The sequence below is a fragment of the Streptomyces glaucescens genome (assembly GCF_002154375.1).
Classification (GTDB): Bacteria; Actinomycetota; Actinomycetes; order Streptomycetales; family Streptomycetaceae; genus Streptomyces; species Streptomyces glaucescens.
In genome coordinates, this window is record NZ_MUND01000296.1 from 20,839 (window position 1) to 39,289 (window position 18,451).

The window sequence follows — 18,451 nt, forward strand, 5'->3', positions numbered from 1 at the left end:
TGAGCGTGCCCTCGCGTCGATCTGTCGGACCTGATCGTCCGTACCCGCGCCCTGCATCCCCGTGAGGCCGCCCGCAGCCTCGTCGCGGCGGCCGTCGACGTCCACCACGGTCACCTGCAGGACGACGCGACCGTCATGTGTCTGGACCGGTACGGCGTCGGTCACTCCCGGCGGGACGCCGACACCGGCGCCGACCTCGCCGACGCCTCTGCTCCGTCACAGACGGGGCGGACCGCTCCCGGGTCGTAACGCGTGGACTGCTCCGACACCTCGCTCCGGCCGGCCCTCGGCCGGACGCTTCCGGGGGCAGTGATGTCGTCGCTCGTGCACCCGGTGTCGCGTTCCGTGCCGGGCGCTCGGTCGCCGGGTGACAGCGGGCGCCGGCGGTAGCGGGCGTCCGGGTCCGGCCCGCACACAGCCGTACGTCGCCGGCGAGCGCGGCGACGTACGGCGAGCGAGGAGGCTGTGGCCGTGAGGACGAAGACGGCCTACGTCCTGGGCGGGGAGCACGCGTCTCTCGATGTCACGGATGTCGGCCGATGAGATCGGTTCTGCTGCCGGACTGTGGCTCAGGCGTCGATGATGACCGGGATGATGAGGGGCTTGCGGCGATAGGTGCGGAACGCCCAGTTCGCCACGGCGCGGGCGATGAGCTGTTCCAGTTGATGCGCGTCCCCGACGCCTTCCTCCGCCGCGGTGGCCAGGGTCTTCTCGATGACGGGGACGACCGGCTCGAAGGTGGTGTCGTCGTGGACGAAGCCCCGGGCGAGGAAGTCGGGGGCCTCGGCAAGGGCGCCGGTGTCCGCGTCGACGATCGCCACGACCGTGACCACACCTTCGGCGGCGAGGGTGAGGCGGTCCTTGAGGGACGCTTCGGTGGCGCCACCGACCTCCATGCCGTCCACGTAGACGTTGCCGGCGGGGACCTTGCCGGTGATGGACGCGCGCCCGTCGACGAGATCGACGACGACACCGTCCTCCGCGATGACGACCCGGTCGGGGTCGACGCCGGTACGGATGGCGAGGTCGCCGTTGGCCCGCAGGTGGCGCCATTCGCCGTGGACGGGCATGACGTTGCGGGGTTTGACGATGTTGTAGCAGTAGACGAGTTCGCCGGCGCTGGCGTGCCCGGACACGTGTACCTTGGCGTTGCCCTTGTGGACCACGTGGGCACCCCACCGGGTGAGTCCGTTGATCACCCGGTAGATGGCGTTCTCGTTGCCGGGGATGAGGGAGCTGGCGAGCAGGACGGTGTCGCCCTTGCCGATGCGGATCATGTGGTCGCGGTTGGCCATACGCGACAGTGCGGCCATCGGTTCGCCCTGGGAGCCGGTGCACACCAGAGTGACCTTGTGGTCCGGGAGCTTCTCCAGCTCCTTCGTGCTCACCACCAGGCCGGAGGGGACCTTCAGATAGCCCAGGTCACGGGCGATGCCCATGTTGCGGACCATCGACCGGCCGACGAAGGCGACCTTGCGGCCGTGCTGATGGGCGGCGTCCAGGACCTGCTGGATGCGGTGCACATGACTGGCGAAGCTGGAGACGATGACCCGGCGCGGCGCGGTGCGCATCACCTGCTCGATCGCCGGATTTAGCTCACGCTCGGACGTGGTGAAGCCGGGTACCTCGGCGTTGGTCGAGTCGGTCAGGAACAGGTCCACCCCCTCCTCACCAAGGCGGGCGAAGGCGCGCAGGTCGGTGATGCGGTCGTCGAGAGGGAACTGGTCCATCTTGAAGTCGCCCGTGTGCAGCACCATCCCGGCGCCGGTGCGGATCGCGACCGCGAGGCTGTCCGGGATGGAGTGGTTGACCGCCACGAACTCACAGTCGAAGGGCCCGAACCCGCGCCGGTCGCCCTCCCGCACCCGCACCGTGCGCGGCCGGATGCCATGCTCCTTGAGCTTGGCCTCGAGGAACGCCAGCGTCAGCTTCGAGCCGACGAGGGGAATGTCGGACCGCTCGCGCAGCAGATAGGGCACACCGCCGATGTGGTCCTCGTGCCCGTGGGTCAGCACCACGGCCACGATGTCGTCCAGCCGGTCCCGGATCGAGGTGAAGTCCGGCAGGATCACGTCCACGCCGGGCTGGGTCTCCTCGGGGAACAGCACGCCGCAGTCGACGACAAGCAGCTTGCCGGCGTACTCGAAGACGGTCATGTTGCGGCCGATCTCACCCAGGCCGCCCAGGCCGATGACCCGCAGCCCTCCTTCGGGAAGGGGCGGAGCGGCATTCAGTTCGGGGTGCGGATGACTCATACCTTGACGTTACCCGGAGGGTGGGGGGGATGATCCATTGTCTGTGTGATCTCTTCTCCCGACAGGGTCGGGGGCACTACGACGGGTACCCAGGATCGTTCGGATCACGCCGGTGGCCGGGACGGGGGCCGGTGAAGGCGGTACCGCCTTCCGCAGTACCGTACGCCCAGTGAGCAGGCGCACGCCCTGCGACAGGGCGGGGGCCACCTGCGCACTGGGACTGGCGGCCCACCCGCTCACCATCGAGGCAGGCCGTGCACGTCCCGGTTCGCGGGCGCCGCGCATGCGCACGCGAGCCCTTCAGCGCGGCATCGGCGGCGCTGTAGGCGCCCGCCCTGTCCGCCAGTGCCGCCGCCCTGGCCACCCACCCGAGCCGCCCGGCCGGGCCGGTGGATAGGATGCGCTCTCATGCCTAAGCCTGACGAGCTGATCGTTGACATCGCAGCCCTTGTGGAATCCGGGCAGAGCAATCAGATGTCCCTGACCGTGGTCACCGATGGTGCTGTCATCACCGGACGCCTGGCTCCTGAAGCCGTGTGGCGGCAGAGGGTGTCGGAGGTACTGACGGACTCCGCCCACCTGGGCGAGTTCTCCCCTGCCTTCGACACCCCCGAGAAGAAGGACGGGCCGCCCACGCATCTGCACTTCCATGTCGCCCGGATCCTCCAGGGCCCCGTGGGGATTCCGGAGACGGGCGGGATGTATCGCGTCGCGATCGAGGCCGTCAGTGCCTGGACCGTAGGTGACTTCAGCTATTCCGACCACTGACCCGTTGACCGGCCACCGCGCCGAGAGCGCCACGGCACACGCCGTTCTCGGTCAGGCCAGTCGGGCAGCGGGCCGGGTCCCGGCAGTCGGCGGCGCATCACGTTCCCGGTCTCGGCCATCGTGCGTGCAGCGGGGATGCGAAGGGTCCCTCGTCGCCGGCGATGTCGCGCAGGCTGACACGGTCCGTGTACCCGGAGCTGTCCCGGACCCGCAACAACGAGCGGCAGGGAGAATCCCAGGAATGGGCCGTGGAACGCGACAGCGAATCTGACTGACGGAAAAGCCGTGCAGGCTCAGGCGCTGAAATGAGTGGCGCAATGTGGACTCACCATTCGGAGTGTCCACTGCGATATAGCGCTGAAAGGATGCGCCTGTACCCCTGAAGGACGGTCCGTGTGGGGTGAGCCCACGGATTTCCTGGTTGTCATCCACAGGTGAACCCACTGTGGGAAACGCATGTAGCTGGGGCCCGCACCCCGAGGGATGCGGGCCCCAGCTACAAGTGATGCGACAGTCAGCGTCAGGCGGGAACGATGTTCTCGGCCGTCGGGCCCTTCTGGCCCTGCGCGATGTCGAAGGTCACCTTCTGGCCCTCCAGCAGCTCACGGAAGCCCTGGGTGGCGATGTTCGAGTAGTGGGCGAACACGTCAGCGCCGCCGCCGTCCTGCTCGATGAAGCCGAAACCCTTTTCCGCGTTGAACCACTTCACGGTACCAGCAGCCATGTCATATCTCCTTCGGGGCAGTGCATACGGGATCCGCACCGTGCGAACCTCGTGTCGCCGCGATGATCACCCCGCCCGGAAAAGACCGGAAATACAAAAGCGCTCCCAGCGGCACAGCCGACCGGACAGCACTTGAAGTTTCGGGAACCACAACTGCAACTGAGATCGACAGTAGCACGCCGCAGCGGCTCGCGTGCGGTGAAGAATGCCACCCTTCTTATTACGGCAGAGAATCTGTCCGCATGTTCCGTTGAAATCTCAGCCCGCGGGCACAGATTTTGATTCGGCACGAGCGCTTTCCTGGTTCCCGCCCAGCGTGAGCGAGGCGGGGCAGGGGCCATGCCCCTGCGGCGGTGTGACGACGACGCCCCCTACTGGACGAGCTCCCGGACCGTGCGCCGTTCGCGGCATCCTCATCGCGTCAGGCGCCCGGTCACGACGCGCACCCGAGGGATACGGCACAGGCGGTGCCGTTCAGGGTGTAGGAGCCCGGCGGGTGGTGTTGCCGGTGTGGGCTGCCTTGAAGCCGATGCCGAGCGATGCCCCTGGAGCGATCGTGGTGTTGTGAGCGACGTTCCTGGCCGTCACCGGGCCGGAGGCGGGTGCGTACACCGCGTTCCAGCCGGAGGTGATGGTCCGGCCGTCGGGCAGGGTGAAGAGGAGTGACCGGCCGTCGATCGCCGTGACGCCGGTGCCGGTGAGGGTGGCGTTCGAAGTCAGGCCGGTGTTCCGGCATGGACGGTGGTGGTGACCCGGCAGGTCGCCGGACCCGGCGGCGGGTCGGAGGCCTGGAACTGTGTGAAGAACCTCCACACCTCACCCGGCGGCCCGGTCCTGGTGCCGCTGTCACCGGGGCCCCGTCCTGCGGGGCGGCGATGTGGCCTTCGTCGAACGCGGCCCAGGCCACCGGGTGCCCGGCCGAGCAGCCCGAGTAGGTGGTGACCCGGTGCGTCAGGCTGCCCGGTGCCGGTTCGGGCGGGTTCCGGGGGTGCAGCCGTTGTTCCTGACGTACCGGCCGCGCATCGCCCGTCCGCCGGCGATGCCGAGGACGCTGCCGCTGAGGCCGTGCGCTCCGAGGCAGGCGATGGGCTGGGTGCCGCCGCCGCAACCGCTGAGCTGCCCGCCGCTCTGGATGGCGACGGCGCGGAAGACCGTCGCGCGGGAACACGCGAGGGCGTACGACATGGCGGCGCCGTGGCTGAACCCCAGGGCGAAGCGCTGTGTGGTGTCGACGCACAGGTCCGCCTCGATCCGCCTGAGCATGTCGTCGACGAAGGTGACGTCCTCCCCGCCGGTGTCGGCCCAGCCGTTGTCGAGGCCTTGTGGTGCGACGAAGACGGCGCTGTTGTCCGCCAGCCGCTGAAGCCCGTAGTAGGCCCAGGTGCCCGTCTCCACGGTGCGGCCCGTGGCGACATCGGTCGAGGTGCCGCCCGGCCAGTGGAATCCGAACACCAGCCGGTGGGCGCGGCTGCGGTCGTTGCCGTCGGGGATCTCAGGACGAAGGTGCGGTCCTTGCCGCCGCTGACGATGGTGTGGGTCACGCTCCTCAGGGTGGGGGTCTTGCCGCATCCGGGGCTGGGGCGGTGGCGCCGACGGATGCGGCAGCCGTGCGGGGGGGGGTGAGCGGTGCGTTCTCGCCCCGGCTGCGGCCCAGTGCCGTGCCTGCCATGCTCAGGGCGACCAGCGCCGCGACCACGGCGGGCCGAAGAGGGTCCTTGTCCTCGTCGTCATGAAGGTGCTCTGCTCGTGCCTCGGTTGCTCACGCGCGGGACCACTTCTGGCCGGCCTGGCCGTTGCAGGTCCACAGGACCAGCGGGGTCCCGTTGCCGGTGGCGGCGCCGTTGGTGTCCAGGCACAGGCCGGCGTGGACGTTGCGGATCGACCCGTCGGTGCCAACGGTCCACTTCTGGTTGCTCTGGCCGTTGCAGGGCCAGGTGATGACACGGGTGCCGTTGGTGGTGCCCTGGTTGTAGGCGTCCAGGCACTTGTCGCCGAAGACGCGGATCTCACCGCCGGCCCATGTGGTCCACAGCTGGTTGGCGGCCGTGTGGCAGTCCCAGATCAGCACCGTGGCGCCCGCGGCGGTGGAGGCGTTGTCCACGTCCGCGCAGCGACCGGACGCGTTGCCCCGCAGGCGGGACGTGGTGGCGGTGAGCGGGCTGCCGCCGGTCACCCGGAACACGGCGACGCCGTGTGCGGGGACGCTCGCCGAGATCTGCCCGGCCGTGCTCGACGTGCCGCCGGTCCACAGGTCGGTGAGCGTGAACGGCCCGCCGGCGAGCCCGACCTGGGCGGCCGTTGTGGTGACCGTCGCGGTGCCGGCTCCCCGGTTGAACAGGCCCACCGCGACCGAGCCGTCCGCCAGCGGTTTGGCGAACACCTCGGTGGCGCCGTCGTCGCGCACCCTGCGCCCGCCCGCGCCCAGCGGGTCCTGGTTCACCGCCAGCAGACGCGGGTTGCGCAGGATCGCGCTCACGTCGGCGGACATGGTGCGGATGTCGTTGCCGGCCATGAGCGGGGCACCCAGCAGCGCCCACAGGGCGAAATGGGAGCGGGACTCGGTCAGCGACAGGCCGGGACGGCCGACGACCAGCATGTCGGGGTCGTTCCAGTGTCCCGGCCCCGACTGCGCGGCCAGCGGCGCGGTGACGTCCAGGACGTTGCCGACGCCCATGGGATAGCTGTTGGTGTTGCCGTTCTGCCAGATGTCGAGCAGGTCCTCGGTGGTCCGCCACAGGTCGGCGACCTCGCCCCAGTCGTACGTGGCGCCGGTGGGGGCGTGCAGGCTGTTGGGATTGATGCTGTACACGATCGGCCGCCCGGTGGCGCGCAGGGCGTCGCGCATGAGGGTGAACCGCGCGACCTGCTCGTCACGGGTCCCGCTCGGGGAGCACCAGTCGTACTTGAGGTAGTCGACGCCCCACGAGGCGAATGTCGCGGCGTCCTGCGCCTCGTGGCCCTTGCTGCCCGTGGCTCCCGGGTAACTCCCCACTGCCTGCGCGCAGGTGCGCTCGCCGGGCGCCTGGTAGATGCCGAACTTCAGGCCCTTGCTGTGGATGTAGTCCCCGAGCGCCTTCATCCCGCTGGGGAACTTGGCCGGGTTGGCCCGGAGGTTGCCCTGGGCGTCGCGCTGCGGGTCGAACCAGCAGTCGTCGACCACGACGTACCGATAGCCGGCGTCCCGCATGCCCGAGGACACCATCGCGTCGGCGGCCTGGCGGACCTGGGCCTCGGTGATCCCGCACCCGAAGCTGTTCCAGCTGTTCCACCCCAGCGGTGGGGTGAGCGCCGGACTGCCCGGTGCGGCCGAGGCGGTGGACCGGGCTGTGACCGTCACGGACGCGGCCGCTGTCAGCACGGCGGCCGTGAGGAGGCGGAGCAGTCGTCCGCCTGATCGTCTGGGCACCAAGGTCTCCTTCGGTACGCGGAGCAAGAAGAGTCAGTTCGAAATTTCGAGCAACATTCGGAAAGTGGGACGGCTCCACGGATCCTAGAGAGGTGGCCGAGCATGTCAACACCGCGCGCCAGGTCCACCTCCGGCGCGATCAGGGAGACCGCGCATGTGGCCCATCTGCCGCAAGCGGGCATCGACCTGGCACTACTCGGCGGCGGAGTCCTCCGAATGTTTCGACGGAAGAACCGAATCTGCGAGAGGGGTTGACGAGTCACATCGGCCTCCTATCATCCAGGATGCTCGATGGGTCGATCTACGTTCGACATACCGAACATCCGCCTCGGCTATCCATCTCGGTGGAGCCGACTCCCCACTGGACGAAGGCGAGAAGAGCCCTCACATGGATCTGTCATGGACTGATCACCCACTCACGCGTCGTCGCACGCTCGCTGCCGCCACCGGCCTCGCCGTCGGCGCCCTGCTTCCCCACGGGCCCGCCCTCGCGACCGCCGCGGCGTACACGAACCCGGTGATCTGGCAGGACTTCGCGGACATCGACGTCATCCGCGTCGGCGACACCTACTACGCCTCGGCCTCGACGATGCACTACTCGCCTGGCGCACCCGTCCTGCGCTCGTACGACCTGGTGAACTGGGAGATCGCCGGCCACTCGGTCCCCGTGCTCGACTTCGGCGCCAAGTACGACCTGAACGGCGCCCGAGGCTATGTCAGAGGCATCTGGGCGTCGTCACTGGCCTACCGGCCGAGCAACAGGACCTTCTACTGGCTCGGCCAGATCGACTTCGCCCGGACGTACATCTACACCGCCACCGCGGTGGAGGGGCCGTGGAACAGGCTGACGACGATCAGCACCCCCTACTACGACGCCGGGCTGCTCGTCGACAGCGACGACACCCTGTACGTGGCGTACGGGAACACCACCATCAGCGTGGCCCAGCTCTCCCCCGACGGCCGCAGCCAGGTCCGTACGCAGGAGGTCTTCAGGACACCGTCGAGCGTGGGCACCCTGGAGGGCGCCCGCTTCTACAAGATCAACGGCCAGTACTACATCTTCCTGACCCGCCCCGCGAACGGCCAGTACATCCTGAAGTCGTCGAGTGGCCCCTTCGGTCCGTACACGATGCGGCAGGTCCTGCTCGACCTGCGCGGACCGATCCCCGGCGGCGGTGTCCCCCACCAGGGCGGACTGGTGCGGACGCAGAGCGGCGCCTGGTACTACCTGGCCTTCGTCGACGCGTATCCCGGCGGCCGCATGCCTGCCCTGGCGCCGGTCACCTGGACCGCGGACGGCTGGCCCGTCGTGCAGCTCGACAACGGCGCGTGGGGCACGTCGTATCCCCGCCCGGCCGTCCCCACGCCGCCCCGCCAGGTCACCCCGATGACCGGCGTCGACACCTTCGACGGCACGGCCCTCAAGCCGAGATGGGAGTGGAACCACAACCCGGACCCCACCAAGTGGTCCGTCGGCAACGGCCTGACCCTGCGGACCGCGACCGTCACCCAGGACCTCTACTGGGCCCGCAACACCCTCACGCACCGCATCCAGGGCCCCACCTCCACCGCCACGGTCCAGCTCGACCACGCGGCGATGCGGGACGGCGACCGGGCCGGACTCGCGCTGCTGCGGGACTCCTCCGCCTGGATCGGCCTCAAGCGCGACGGTGGCGTGACGCGGGTGGTGATGGTCAGCGGGCCGACCATGGACACCAACTGGAACACCACCCACACCGGCACCGAGCTCGCGAGCGCGCCCGTCCCGGGCGGCCGGATCTGGCTGCGCGCGAGCGCGGACATCCGCCCTGGCGCGCCACGCCCCGGGACCTTCTCCTACAGCACCGACGGAACCACCTTCACCCGTCTCGGACCCGCCTTCTCCATGGGCAACGACTGGCGGTTCTTCATGGGCTACCGATTCGCCCTGTTCAACCACGCCACTCAGGCGCTCGGCGGCTCGGTCCGCGTCACACAGTTCGAGCTGTCCACGCCCTGAGCCGAGCCACCGACCGCATCGCCCAACCCCCCACGCCGACGAGGAGAGCCGTGAACCCGCTGAAGCGGCCCGGCCTTCGCCGGGCCTCGGTCCTGGGCCCACTGGCCGCCACCGTCCTGGTGACACCCGGTACCGCGACCGGCTCACCCGATGCCGTCCGGGCCTCCGCTCCGGGCGCCCAGGCGGCCCGGTCCGGGCGGCACTTCGGAGCCGCCGTGGCCGCCGGCAGGCTCGGCGACGGCCCATGCACCACCGTCCTGGACCGCGAGTTCGCCTCGGTCACTCCCGAGAACGAGATGAAGTGGGACACGACCGAGCCGTCCCGCGGCTCGTTCTGCTCCGGCCCCGCGGACCACCACCCGTTCGGCGCGCTCCGCCGCCGCGCTGCCCTCCCGGACGCCCCTCCCCGCTTCCGAGAGCAACCCGTTCGCACGGGCCGGCAAGGTCAGCTTCCCGGCGGGCGCCTGGACCCGGGACATCAGCCGCGGCGAGACGATCCGGGCCGGCCGCGACCAGACCCTCACCATCCCCGCCTGCCGGCTCCAGTGCCTCTACCCGGGCATGAACCCCGGCGCGGGCGGTGACGACAGCCTCCTCCCGCGGCGGCTCGGCCTCCTCACCCAGACCGACTCGGCCCGCTGACCGGGTGCGGGCACGGCCGTCAGGCGCTGGAGCGGATGACCAGGCGGGTGGGGAGGATGAGCGGGGTGGGATCCTGTCCGTTGACGAGTGCGACGAGCATGCGCGCCATCTCCCGTCCGAAGGCCTCTATGGGCTGATGGACGGTGGTGAGCGGCGGATCGGCGATCTGCGCGACCGTCAGGTCGTCGAAACCGACCACGGCGACATCGGCGGGGACCCGCCGGCCGGCCTCCCGCAACGTGCGCAGCGCTCCCGCCGCCATGTTGTCGTTGGCGGCGAACACCCCGTCCACGTCGGGATGGTCGGCCAGCAGTGCGGCCATGGCGGCGGCTCCGCTGGGCTCGGTGAAGTCCCCCTCCCGCGGAGGGAGCGGATCGAGACCTGCGCCCAGCATGGCGTCCCGGTAGCCGCGGTACCGGGCGCGTCCGGCCTCGGTGTCCAGACGCCCGCAGATCGCGGCCACGCGCCTCCGGCCGCGCGAGACCAGGTGCTCGGTCGCCTCGCGCGCTCCGCCGGCGTTGTCGACGTCCACGTACCACCGGGGAGCCGGACCGACCGGGCGTCCGCCGAACACGACGGGCATCTGCGCCTCGGCCGCCATGCGGCCCAGCGGATCGTCCTCGCGCAGCGCCATCAGCATCACACCGTCCGCCCCCTTGGAGCGAAGGAGTTCCTCGACCCGCTTGCGGCCCCGGTCGGAGGCGGCCAGGCACAGCATCAGATGCAGGTCGGCCTCCTCCAGGGCGGCCGACGCCCCCACGATCACCTGGGCGAAGAAGGGATCGGCGAAGATCGACGGGTCCTCGCCGGAGACGACCAGGGCGGCCGCTCCCGTCTGACGCGTGGCCAGCGCGCGGGCGGTCGGATTGGGTACGTACCCGAGTTGCCGGACCGCCCGCTCGACCGCCTCGCGCTTGGCGCGGCTGACGTGCGGAGCGTTGTTGAGGGCGCGGGAGGCCACGGAGCGGGAGACACCGGCGCGTTCGGCCACCTCGTCGAGCGTCGGCTGCCGACGCGGCGCATCCTCTGCCATGAACCTGAGCCTCTCCCTCTCGACCGGAGGGGCAGCCTCTCACCTCGGCCCCTGCGGCTGCCACCCGCCCGGTGGACGGCAGGGGACCGGCACGGAGCCATCAGCGACCGAAGGACTGGGACCGCTTCCAGTTTTTGTTTCCCAATCTTCGCGGACGGACCGCCTGCACTCTTACTTGCGCAGAGGCTCTTGACAGCTCAACTACCCCGTCACACCATACCGACCACGCCCAACACCTTCACCGCACACTGGGACCGCTTCCAATGGGAGCGCTCCCAGGTGCCCCTGCCCCCGCACTTCCTCAGCGCGTCGCATGCTCGGGACGAGCGCATGCGACCATCCCTGCCAGGAGAACGAGGTCCCGTCATGCGCCGCAGACTCCGCGCCTTGGCCGCAGCGCTCTTCGCCCTGCCGCTGGCGTTCGCCGCCGCACCGTCCGCCCACGCGGCCGACCCGACCACCATGACCAGTGGGTTCTACGTGGACCCCGACTCCAGCCCGAAGAGGTGGGTGGCCGCCAACCCCGGAGACGGCCGGGCCGCCGCCATCAACACCTCGATCGCCAACACACCGATGGCCCGCTGGTTCGGCTCCTGGAGCGGCACCATCGGCACCGCCGCGGGCGCCTACGTCGGGGCGGCGGACCAGCGGGACAAACTGCCCATCCTCGTCGCCTACAACATCTACCACCGAGACCACTGCGGTGGGCACTCCGGCGGCGGAGCGGCTTCGCCGGCCGCCTACGCCGACTGGATCGCCCAGTTCGCCGGCGGTATCGGCACGCGCCCGGCCGTCGTCATCCTCGAACCGGACTCCCTCGGGGACTACGGCTGCATGACCCAGGCGCAGATCGACGAACGCGAGGGCATGCTCAGCGGCGCCCTCGCCCAGTTCAACCGCCAGGCTCCCAACACCTGGGTCTACCTGGACGCCGGCAACCCGCGCTGGGCCGACGCGGCGACCATGGCCCAGCGCCTCCACGAAGCCGGCCTCCGTCAGGCCCACGGCTTCTCCCTCAACGTCTCCAACTACTTCACCACCGCCGAGAACACCGCCTACGGCAACGCCGTCAACAGCCAACTCAGCGCCCGCTACGGCTACACCAAGCCGTTCGTGGTGGACACCAGCCGCAACGGCAACGGCTCCGACGGACAGTGGTGCAACCCCGCGGGCCGCCGCATCGGCACGCCCACCCGGACGGGCGGAGGCGCCGAGATGCTCCTGTGGATCAAGACCCCGGGGGAGTCGGACGGCAACTGCGGGGTCGGTACCGGCTCCACGGCCGGACAGTTCCTCCCCGAGGTCGCCTACAAGATGATCCACGGCTACTGATCCAGGACTCCCGCCGCCCGCCCCGGCAACCGGCGGTCCGCCGGAGGTGGCGGGCGTTCCCGCGACCCGCTCAACGACCAGGAAGCAGCCATGAACCCACGCAGTCCACGGCGCCGCGCGGCCGCCGTCGTCGCGGCCCTCACCGCCTGCGCCGCTCTCACCGCGACGCAGGCGCAGGCCTCACCCACGCAGGACGTCATCACCCCGGCCACAGAGTTCTACGTGGACCCGCACAGCAAGGCCGCGAAGCAGGCTCTCGTGGACTTCCGGAACGGCGACGTCGAGAACGCCGTGAACATGGCCAAGGTCGCGAGCTGGCCGCAGGCCGAGTGGTTCACCGAGGGGACGCCCGGCGAGGTGCGCTCCAAGGTGAGCAGGCTCGTCCATCGGGCCCGCGCCGTGGGCCGGACGCCCGTCCTGGTCGCCTACAACGTCCCGGGCCGGGACTGCACGCAGTACTCCAGCGGCGGAGCCGCGTCGTCCGCCGCCTACCGGCAGTGGATCGACGCCTTCGCCGCCGGCCTCGGCGACAGCAAGGCGGTGGTCGTCGTCGAACCCGACGGCACGGCCCTCCTCCCCAAGGACTGCGGGCCCGCCGTGGACCCGGCCGGCGAACTCACGGCCGCCCGGATCGCCGACCTCGCATACGCCGTCAGGACCCTGAAGGCGAAGCCCCGCACCGCGGTCTACCTGGACGCGGGCAACGTCCAGTGGCGCCCCGTCGGTGAGATGGCGCAGCGGCTGCTGGACGCCGGGGTCCGGTACGGCGACGGCTTCGCGCTGAACGTGTCCAACACCCATCCCACGGACCACAACGCCAAGTACGGCACCTGGGTGGCGAAGTGCATGTGGTACGCCACCCAGGGCCCCGAGGAGGCGCGCGGCCACGCCGAGCGTTGCGCCGGCCAGTACTACTCGTCCGCCGCCCCCAACGACGGCACCCCCGGCAACGCCGTCTCCTCCACCGACCCCGCCACCTGGCGGTGGACCGACGCCTGGTTCGACCGGAACGTGGGCACCCCGCCGGCCGGCGAGCTGCGTCACTTCGTGATCGACACCAGCCGCAACGGCCGGGGTGCCTGGACCCCGGAGCCGGGCAAGTACAGCGGGGACCCGGAGATCTGGTGCAACGCGCCCGGCCGCGGTCTCGGCCCGCGCCCCACCGCCGACACCGGTGTCCCCCTCGTCGACGCCTACCTGTGGGTCAAGATCCCCGGTGAGTCCGACGGCAGCTGCACGCGGAACACCGGCGGCGCGATCGACCCCGAGTACGGCATCGTGGACCCGCCCGCGGGCACCTGGTGGCCCGATCAGGCCCACGCGCTGGCCCGCAATGCGGCACCGCGCCTGAAGTTCAACCGCTGATCCCGGCCGGGGCCCTGGGTTTCCGGGGCCCTTGGTTTCCAGGGCCACGGTTCCCGGGGCCTTGGGGTTACTGCTGCTCCAACGATCGACCATTGTTCGACATTTCGTTCAACAGAGCCCTCCCCCACCGGTGAGCTCCGCGCGCCGCCCCGCCGCCCGGTCGCTCACCCGGCACTCAGCCAAGGAGAGTCCGTACATGACAGGCATGCACATGGCATATCCATCCCGACGGCCGAGGCGCGGCGGACGAACAGCGGTGCTGACCGCCGTGACCGCCTTGCTTGCGGCACTCCTGTCCACGCTCGGTGCCGCCGGGACGGCGCGGGCGGCCACCGTGGACCCGAACGCGTGGTACGTGCTGGTCAACCGGGGCAGCGGGAAGGCGCTCGACGTGTCCGGCGCGGACACCGCCAACGGCGCGTCCGTCCAGCAGTGGACCCGCAGCGACAGCGCCAACCAGCGGTTCCAGTTCGTCGACTCGGGCGGCGGCTACTACCGCCTGCGGGCCCAGCACTCCGGCAAAGTGCTCGACGTGTACAACTACTCCACCGCCGACGGTGCGGGCATCGTGCAGTGGAGTGACCTGAACGGCACCAACCAGCAGTTCCGGCTGGCCGATTCACCGGACGGCCACGTCCGGCTGATCAACCGCAACAGCGGCAAGGCCGTCGAGGTGCAGGGCGGCTCCACCGCGGACGGCGCCAAGGTCGTGCAGTACGCCGACTGGGGCGGGGCCAACCAGCAGTGGCAACTGGTCCGCGTCGGTTCCGGGAGCGGCGGCACACTGCCGTCGACGTTCCGCTGGTCCTCCAGCGGTGTCCTGGCCGGTCCGAAGCCGGACGCGCAGCACCCGCAGGCGCTCGCGATCAAGGACTTCTCCGTCGTGCGGCACAACAACCAGTGGCTGACGTACGCGACCACCGCCAGCCCCTCCGGCTGGGGACTGGTCCAGTTCAACTTCGCCGACTGGTCGCAGGCCGCCTCCGCACCGCACACCTACCTCGACACCGCGTCGGCCATCGGGCCCGGATACCGCGCCGCCCCGCAGGTGTTCTACTTCGCGCCGCAGAACCTGTGGTACATGGTCTACCAGACCGGTCCGCCCACCTACTCCACCAGCACGAACCCCGCCGATCCGCGCTCCTGGTCCGCGCCGCGCACCTTCATCTCCCAGGAGCCGCCCATCGTCACCCAGAACAAGGGCGACGGCACCTGGATCGACTTCTGGGTCATCTGCGACACGGCCGACTGCCACCTGTTCTTCAGCGACGACAACGGCCACATCTACCGCGCCCAGACCAGCCTGGCCAACTTCCCGAACGGCTTCGGCAACACGCGGATCGTGCTGTCGGACACCAAGTTCAACCTGTTCGAGGCGTCCAACGTCTACAAGGTCGCGGGCAGCAACCAGTACCTGCTCCTCCAGGAGGCCATCGGCTCCACCGGCCGACGCTACTTCCGCTCCTACACCTCCACCAGTCTCACCGGCACCTGGACTCCCCTCGCCGCCACGGAGAACGAGCCCTTCGCGGGCCGCGCCAACGTCTCCTTCCCCGGCGGTGCCTGGACCCAGGACATCAGCCACGGTGAGCTGATCCGCGCGAGCAACGACCAGACCCTGACCATCGATCCGTGCCGACTGCGGTACGTCTACCAGGGCATGGACCCCAACGCCGGCGGCGACTACCTCCGCCTGCCCTGGCGCATGGGTCTGCTCACGCAGACGAACTCCACCTGCTGACCGAACGCCGCTGAGCAGCCACGCGCCCCGCCGGACGACGCGACACCGGCGGGGCGCGCGTCACCGGTCAGGAGTGGGGCGGTGGTGGCGGCACGGTGGGCGGACCGGCGGTGGTCCGGGCCGGACCAGCGGGGCCGGTGCCGTTCCCCGGCCCCGCGCACCCGGCCCGACGGGCGCGCCGTACCCCTGTGTGCGGTGTCAGCTCGTCGCGCGTACCGCGTCGCGGATGAGGTCCGCGACCTCCCTCGGCCGGGAGACGGCGACGGCGTGGGAGGCGCCCACCAGCTCGACGGTCGTGGCACCGGCGCGCTGGGCGCCGAAGCGCTCCACCTCCGGGTTGATCGCCTGGTCCGCGGCGGCGACGAGAGCCCACGAGGGCTTGGTGCGCCACGCGGCCACGGCCGCCTTCTCCTCGAAGGCGCCCGCGGCGAGCGGGCGCTGGGAGGCGGCCAGGATCCTGGTGACGTCGGCCGGGACGTCGGCGGCGAAGATCTCGGGGAAGGCCTCCTCCTGGATGGTGACCTCGACGGCCGGCTCGCCGCCGTCCACCGGGTACGTGGCCTGCTTCAAGTTGCTGACGAGGCGCGACAGGGGGAAGCGGCCCTGGAGTTCACCGAGGCTCTCCCCCTCCTCCAGCGCGTACGCGGCGATGTAGACGAGGCCGGTGACGTTCTCCGTGGCGCCGGCCACGGTGATCAGGGCGCCGCCGTAGGAGTGGCCGACCAGGACGACGGGGCCGTCGATCTGGGCGGCCACGGAGGCGATGTAGGCCGCGTCCGACGCCAGTCCGCGCAGCGGGTTGGAGACGGCGACCACGGGGATGCCGTGGCGCTGGAGTTCGGCGACGACCCCGGACCAGCTGCCGCCGTCGGCGAAGGCGCCGTGGACGAGGACGACCGTGGGAGTGGGCTGGGTGGCCATGGGTGTTCTTCTCCTGGTTCGGTGGGGTGGGCGGCCGGGTCAGCCGGCGTGCAGGGCGGTGCGCAGGGTGGTGGCGGCGAGGGTGATGGCGGCCTCGGCGGCATGGGTGGTGCGCAGGGCGTCGAGCATGACGAAGTCGTGGATGACGCCCTGGAACCGGACGGCGGTGACGGGGACGCCGGCGGTGCGGAGCCTGTTCGCGTAGGCCTCGCCCTCGTCGCGCAGGACGTCCGCCTCGGCGGTGATGACCAGGGCGGGCGGCAGACCGGTGAGCTGCTCGGCGGTGGCGCGCAGCGGGGAGGCGGTGATCTGGGCGCGCTCGGCCTCGTCGGTGGTGTACTGGTCCCAGAACCACCGCATGCCGTCGCGGCGCAGGAAGTAGCCCTCGGCGAACTGGTGGTAGGAGCCGGTGTCGAAGCTCGCGTCGGTGACGGGGTAGAACAGCACCTGCTGGACCGGCCGGACGTCGCCGCGCTGCTTGGCCATCAGGGTCAGCGCGGCGGTCATGTTGCCGCCCACGGAGTCACCGGCCACGGCCAGCCGGGAGCCGTCGAGGTTCCTGGCCGCACCCTCCTGGACGACCCACCGCGCGACGGCGTAGTTCTGCTCGATGGCGACCGGGTAGCGGGCCTCGGGCGAGAGGTCGTACTCGGGGAAGACCACGGCCGCGTTCGCGCCCACGGCGAGTTCGCGGACCAGGCGGTCGTGCGTGTGGGCGTTGCCGAACACCCAGCCCGCGCCGTGGATGTAGAGGATCACCGGCAGGGTGCCCTCGGCGCCGGCGGGCCTGACGATGCGGGCGCGGACGCTGCCGGTCGGGCCGCCCTGGACGGTGATCCACTCCTCGTCGATCTCCGGCTTGGGGGTGTCGCCGGACTGCACCTCGTCGACCGCCTTGCGGCCTTCGGCGGGCGGCAGCTGGAACAGGTACGGCGGGTTGGCGGTGGCCTCGGCGAACGCGGCCGCCTGCGGTTCCAGCACCGGACGCACCGGCTCCACAACATCGGACATCGCACACTCCTGCATTCTCGTGGTGCGCCGGTCGCCCCGGCGGTCTCGTGAACGGGGCGCCGGCACCGGCCGTGCTCCGCTGCCCCGTCACGCTAGGACCGTGTGGCACGGGGGAATTGACCGCCAGTGCACCGGCGGTGACCCCGCAGCGCACGGTGCGTCCGGTGCGCTGTCGGCACGCCTTTCGGTGCACTTCCGGGACACCCGCGCGCACCGTCCGTGGCCAAGGGCCTGTGGGTCCAGAACGACGGCTACGAGTATCCCCTCGTCCTGGTCGTCGTCGCCGCGACGCTGGCGCTCACCGGCCGCTGGTCCGCCGACCACGCGCTGGGCGTCACCCCTTGGCCGGTGCGGGTCTGTGCCGCGGCCCTGGTGCTCGGCCCCGTCAGCGGACTGCTCAGCCGGGTGGTGCTGCACCGCCCCACGGCGCCGGAGGGGACGCATCGGTATGCGCAAGCTGCTGACTGACGCCGCCCGCACCCTGCTGCCGCCCCCCGGGGGACCCGCACGGTCCGCTGCCGCCGCTCATGCTCACGCTGACGGTGGTGACCGGCCTGGTCGACGCGGTGAGCCATCTGGCCCTGGGCCACGTCTTCGTCGCCGGCATGACCGGCAACGTGGTCTTCCTCGGGTTCGTCCTGGCGGGTGCCGAGGGCCTGTCCGCCCTCGCGTCCGTCGCCGCGATGGCCGCGTTCCTGGGCGGCGCGCTGGCGGGCGGCCGGTTCGGCACCCGCTTCGCGGCCCACCGGGCCCGGCTGCCGGCCCGGGCCTGCGCGGTGCAGCTGGTGCTGGTCGCGGTGGCCGTCGCGGCGGCGGCCGTCGCGCACGGCAGGTGACCACGGCGGTGCGCCACGTCCTGATCGTGGCCCTCGGGCCGGCGATGGGCCTGCAGAACGCGGTCGCCCGGCGGCTGGGCGTGCCCGATCCGACCACGACCGTCCTGACGCTGACGGGGCTGGCCGCGGACTCCGGCCCGGCCGGCGGGGCGGCACCCCGGCCGGGGCGGCGGATCCTCTCCGTCCTCGCCATGTTCCTCGCCGCCCTGGGCGGCGCGGTGCTGCTGCGGTACACGGACGTCACCCTCGTCCTGGGAGTGATCGCCGTACTGCTGGCGGGCGTGTTCCTGGCCGTACGCCGTCACTCGTCCTCCGACGCGGCCTGGACCAGGCCCCCCTCCGGCTGACGCCCACGGTATTACGGGGAGGGGAGCCACCGGGCGCGGCCCGTCCGCCCCTCCCCCTCCCGACTCAGCCC

The 18,451-nt window shown here is 71.0% G+C and carries 15 protein-coding genes and 2 pseudogenes; 9 read left to right on the forward strand and 8 right to left on the reverse strand.

Going from position 1 to position 18,451, the window contains the following annotated elements; all coding sequences use genetic code 11:
• Positions 1 to 569 precede the first annotated feature (569 nt).
• Positions 570 to 2,255 carry a ribonuclease J gene (locus CCN42_RS20100; RefSeq protein ID WP_086737550.1) on the reverse strand — a complete coding sequence of 562 codons (1,686 nt, stop codon included), beginning with the start codon at positions 2,253 to 2,255 and terminating at the stop codon, positions 570 to 572.
• A gap of 408 nt (positions 2,256 to 2,663) precedes the next feature.
• On the opposite strand from CCN42_RS20100, the gene CCN42_RS20105 reads away from it, so the two are divergent.
• Positions 2,664 to 3,023 (forward strand): hypothetical protein, encoded by a 360-nt coding sequence (locus CCN42_RS20105; RefSeq protein WP_086737552.1) that lies wholly within the window; start codon positions 2,664 to 2,666, stop codon positions 3,021 to 3,023.
• Positions 3,024 to 3,543: 520 nt separating this feature from the next.
• Here CCN42_RS20105 and CCN42_RS20110 read toward each other — a convergent pair.
• The 4 genes from CCN42_RS20110 to CCN42_RS20120 form a co-directional block, all read right to left on the reverse strand.
• Positions 3,544 to 3,747 carry a cold-shock protein gene (locus CCN42_RS20110; protein ID WP_030404051.1) on the reverse strand — a complete coding sequence of 68 codons (204 nt, stop codon included), beginning with the start codon at positions 3,745 to 3,747 and terminating at the stop codon, positions 3,544 to 3,546.
• Positions 3,748 to 4,221: 474 nt separating this feature from the next.
• Positions 4,222 to 4,560, reverse strand: coding sequence for a cellulose binding domain-containing protein (locus CCN42_RS43790; RefSeq protein ID WP_211294753.1), 339 nt, complete (start codon positions 4,558 to 4,560; stop codon positions 4,222 to 4,224).
• Between the two features lie 138 nt (positions 4,561 to 4,698).
• Entirely contained in the window at positions 4,699 to 5,199 is a 501-nt protein-coding gene (locus tag CCN42_RS44585) for a CE1 family esterase (protein ID WP_245877382.1), read from the reverse strand.
• A gap of 307 nt (positions 5,200 to 5,506) precedes the next feature.
• On the reverse strand, positions 5,507 to 7,153 hold the full coding sequence (locus CCN42_RS20120; protein WP_086737554.1) for a glycoside hydrolase family 27 protein: 1,647 nt from the start codon (positions 7,151 to 7,153) through the stop codon (positions 5,507 to 5,509).
• 388 nt (positions 7,154 to 7,541) lie between these two features.
• Between CCN42_RS20120 and CCN42_RS20125 the strand changes: the two genes are divergently transcribed.
• From CCN42_RS20125 to CCN42_RS20135, 3 genes and pseudogenes are all read left to right on the forward strand, one after another.
• Positions 7,542 to 9,152: a glycoside hydrolase family 43 protein gene (locus CCN42_RS20125; protein WP_086737555.1), complete on the forward strand. Its 1,611-nt coding sequence runs from the start codon at positions 7,542 to 7,544 to the stop codon at positions 9,150 to 9,152.
• A gap of 50 nt (positions 9,153 to 9,202) precedes the next feature.
• A pseudogene (locus tag CCN42_RS20130) lies at positions 9,203 to 9,505 on the forward strand (endo-1,4-beta-xylanase); the annotation flags it as partial.
• A 31-nt stretch (positions 9,506 to 9,536) separates the two neighbouring features.
• The gene (locus CCN42_RS20135) at positions 9,537 to 9,794 is read left to right on the forward strand and encodes a non-reducing end alpha-L-arabinofuranosidase family hydrolase (RefSeq protein ID WP_107427618.1); all 258 of its coding nucleotides are present in this window, start codon (positions 9,537 to 9,539) and stop codon (positions 9,792 to 9,794) included.
• A gap of 19 nt (positions 9,795 to 9,813) precedes the next feature.
• Here CCN42_RS20135 and CCN42_RS20140 read toward each other — a convergent pair whose 3' ends face one another.
• Positions 9,814 to 10,827, reverse strand: a complete 1,014-nt coding sequence (locus CCN42_RS20140; protein ID WP_169731491.1) for a LacI family DNA-binding transcriptional regulator — start codon at positions 10,825 to 10,827, stop codon at positions 9,814 to 9,816.
• 366 nt (positions 10,828 to 11,193) lie between these two features.
• Between CCN42_RS20140 and CCN42_RS20145 the strand changes: the two genes are divergently transcribed.
• The 3 genes from CCN42_RS20145 to CCN42_RS20155 all read left to right on the forward strand — a co-directional run bounded on the left by CCN42_RS20145 (position 11,194) and on the right by CCN42_RS20155 (position 15,265).
• A complete protein-coding gene (locus CCN42_RS20145; RefSeq protein WP_086737557.1) occupies positions 11,194 to 12,159 on the forward strand; it encodes a glycoside hydrolase family 6 protein in 966 nt (321 codons plus the stop codon).
• Between the two features lie 90 nt (positions 12,160 to 12,249).
• Positions 12,250 to 13,524 (forward strand): glycoside hydrolase family 6 protein, encoded by a 1,275-nt coding sequence (locus CCN42_RS20150; protein WP_086737559.1) that lies wholly within the window; start codon positions 12,250 to 12,252, stop codon positions 13,522 to 13,524.
• Between the two features lie 205 nt (positions 13,525 to 13,729).
• The gene (locus CCN42_RS20155; protein ID WP_386578954.1) at positions 13,730 to 15,265 is read left to right on the forward strand and encodes a non-reducing end alpha-L-arabinofuranosidase family hydrolase; all 1,536 of its coding nucleotides are present in this window, start codon (positions 13,730 to 13,732) and stop codon (positions 15,263 to 15,265) included.
• Positions 15,266 to 15,463: 198 nt separating this feature from the next.
• Here the strand turns inward: CCN42_RS20155 and CCN42_RS20160 are convergent, their stop codons facing one another.
• Positions 15,464 to 16,186, reverse strand: a complete 723-nt coding sequence (locus CCN42_RS20160) for an alpha/beta fold hydrolase (RefSeq protein WP_086737561.1) — start codon at positions 16,184 to 16,186, stop codon at positions 15,464 to 15,466.
• A gap of 39 nt (positions 16,187 to 16,225) precedes the next feature.
• The gene (locus CCN42_RS20165) at positions 16,226 to 17,197 is read right to left on the reverse strand and encodes an alpha/beta hydrolase (protein ID WP_086737563.1); all 972 of its coding nucleotides are present in this window, start codon (positions 17,195 to 17,197) and stop codon (positions 16,226 to 16,228) included.
• Between the two features lie 219 nt (positions 17,198 to 17,416).
• On the opposite strand from CCN42_RS20165, the gene CCN42_RS20170 reads away from it, so the two are divergent.
• Together CCN42_RS20170 and CCN42_RS20175 are read left to right on the forward strand one after the other, a co-directional pair.
• Entirely contained in the window at positions 17,417 to 17,665 is a 249-nt protein-coding gene (locus CCN42_RS20170; RefSeq protein WP_339384351.1) for a hypothetical protein, read from the forward strand.
• Positions 17,646 to 18,380: pseudogene (locus CCN42_RS20175) on the forward strand (YoaK family protein). The gene CCN42_RS20170 and the pseudogene CCN42_RS20175 overlap by 20 nt, the downstream one beginning before the upstream one ends.
• Positions 18,381 to 18,451 lie beyond the last annotated feature (71 nt).

What these genes read in the sequence shown, in the direction of transcription:
- CCN42_RS20110 (WP_030404051.1), bottom strand. Translation starts at nt 3,747, where the DNA reads ATGGCTGCTGGTACCGTGAAGTGGTTCAACGCGGAAAAGGGTTTCGGC.
- CCN42_RS20105 (WP_086737552.1), top strand. Translation starts at nt 2,664, where the DNA reads ATGCCTAAGCCTGACGAGCTGATCGTTGACATCGCAGCCCTTGTGGAA.
- CCN42_RS20145 (WP_086737557.1), top strand. Translation starts at nt 11,194, where the DNA reads ATGCGCCGCAGACTCCGCGCCTTGGCCGCAGCGCTCTTCGCCCTGCCG.
- CCN42_RS20155 (WP_386578954.1), top strand. Translation starts at nt 13,730, where the DNA reads ATGCACATGGCATATCCATCCCGACGGCCGAGGCGCGGCGGACGAACA.
- CCN42_RS20150 (WP_086737559.1), top strand. Translation starts at nt 12,250, where the DNA reads ATGAACCCACGCAGTCCACGGCGCCGCGCGGCCGCCGTCGTCGCGGCC.
- CCN42_RS20140 (WP_169731491.1), bottom strand. Translation starts at nt 10,827, where the DNA reads ATGGCAGAGGATGCGCCGCGTCGGCAGCCGACGCTCGACGAGGTGGCC.
- CCN42_RS20160 (WP_086737561.1), bottom strand. Translation starts at nt 16,186, where the DNA reads ATGGCCACCCAGCCCACTCCCACGGTCGTCCTCGTCCACGGCGCCTTC.
- CCN42_RS20165 (WP_086737563.1), bottom strand. Translation starts at nt 17,197, where the DNA reads ATGTCCGATGTTGTGGAGCCGGTGCGTCCGGTGCTGGAACCGCAGGCG.
- CCN42_RS20125 (WP_086737555.1), top strand. Translation starts at nt 7,542, where the DNA reads ATGGATCTGTCATGGACTGATCACCCACTCACGCGTCGTCGCACGCTC.
- CCN42_RS20100 (WP_086737550.1), bottom strand. Translation starts at nt 2,255, where the DNA reads ATGAGTCATCCGCACCCCGAACTGAATGCCGCTCCGCCCCTTCCCGAA.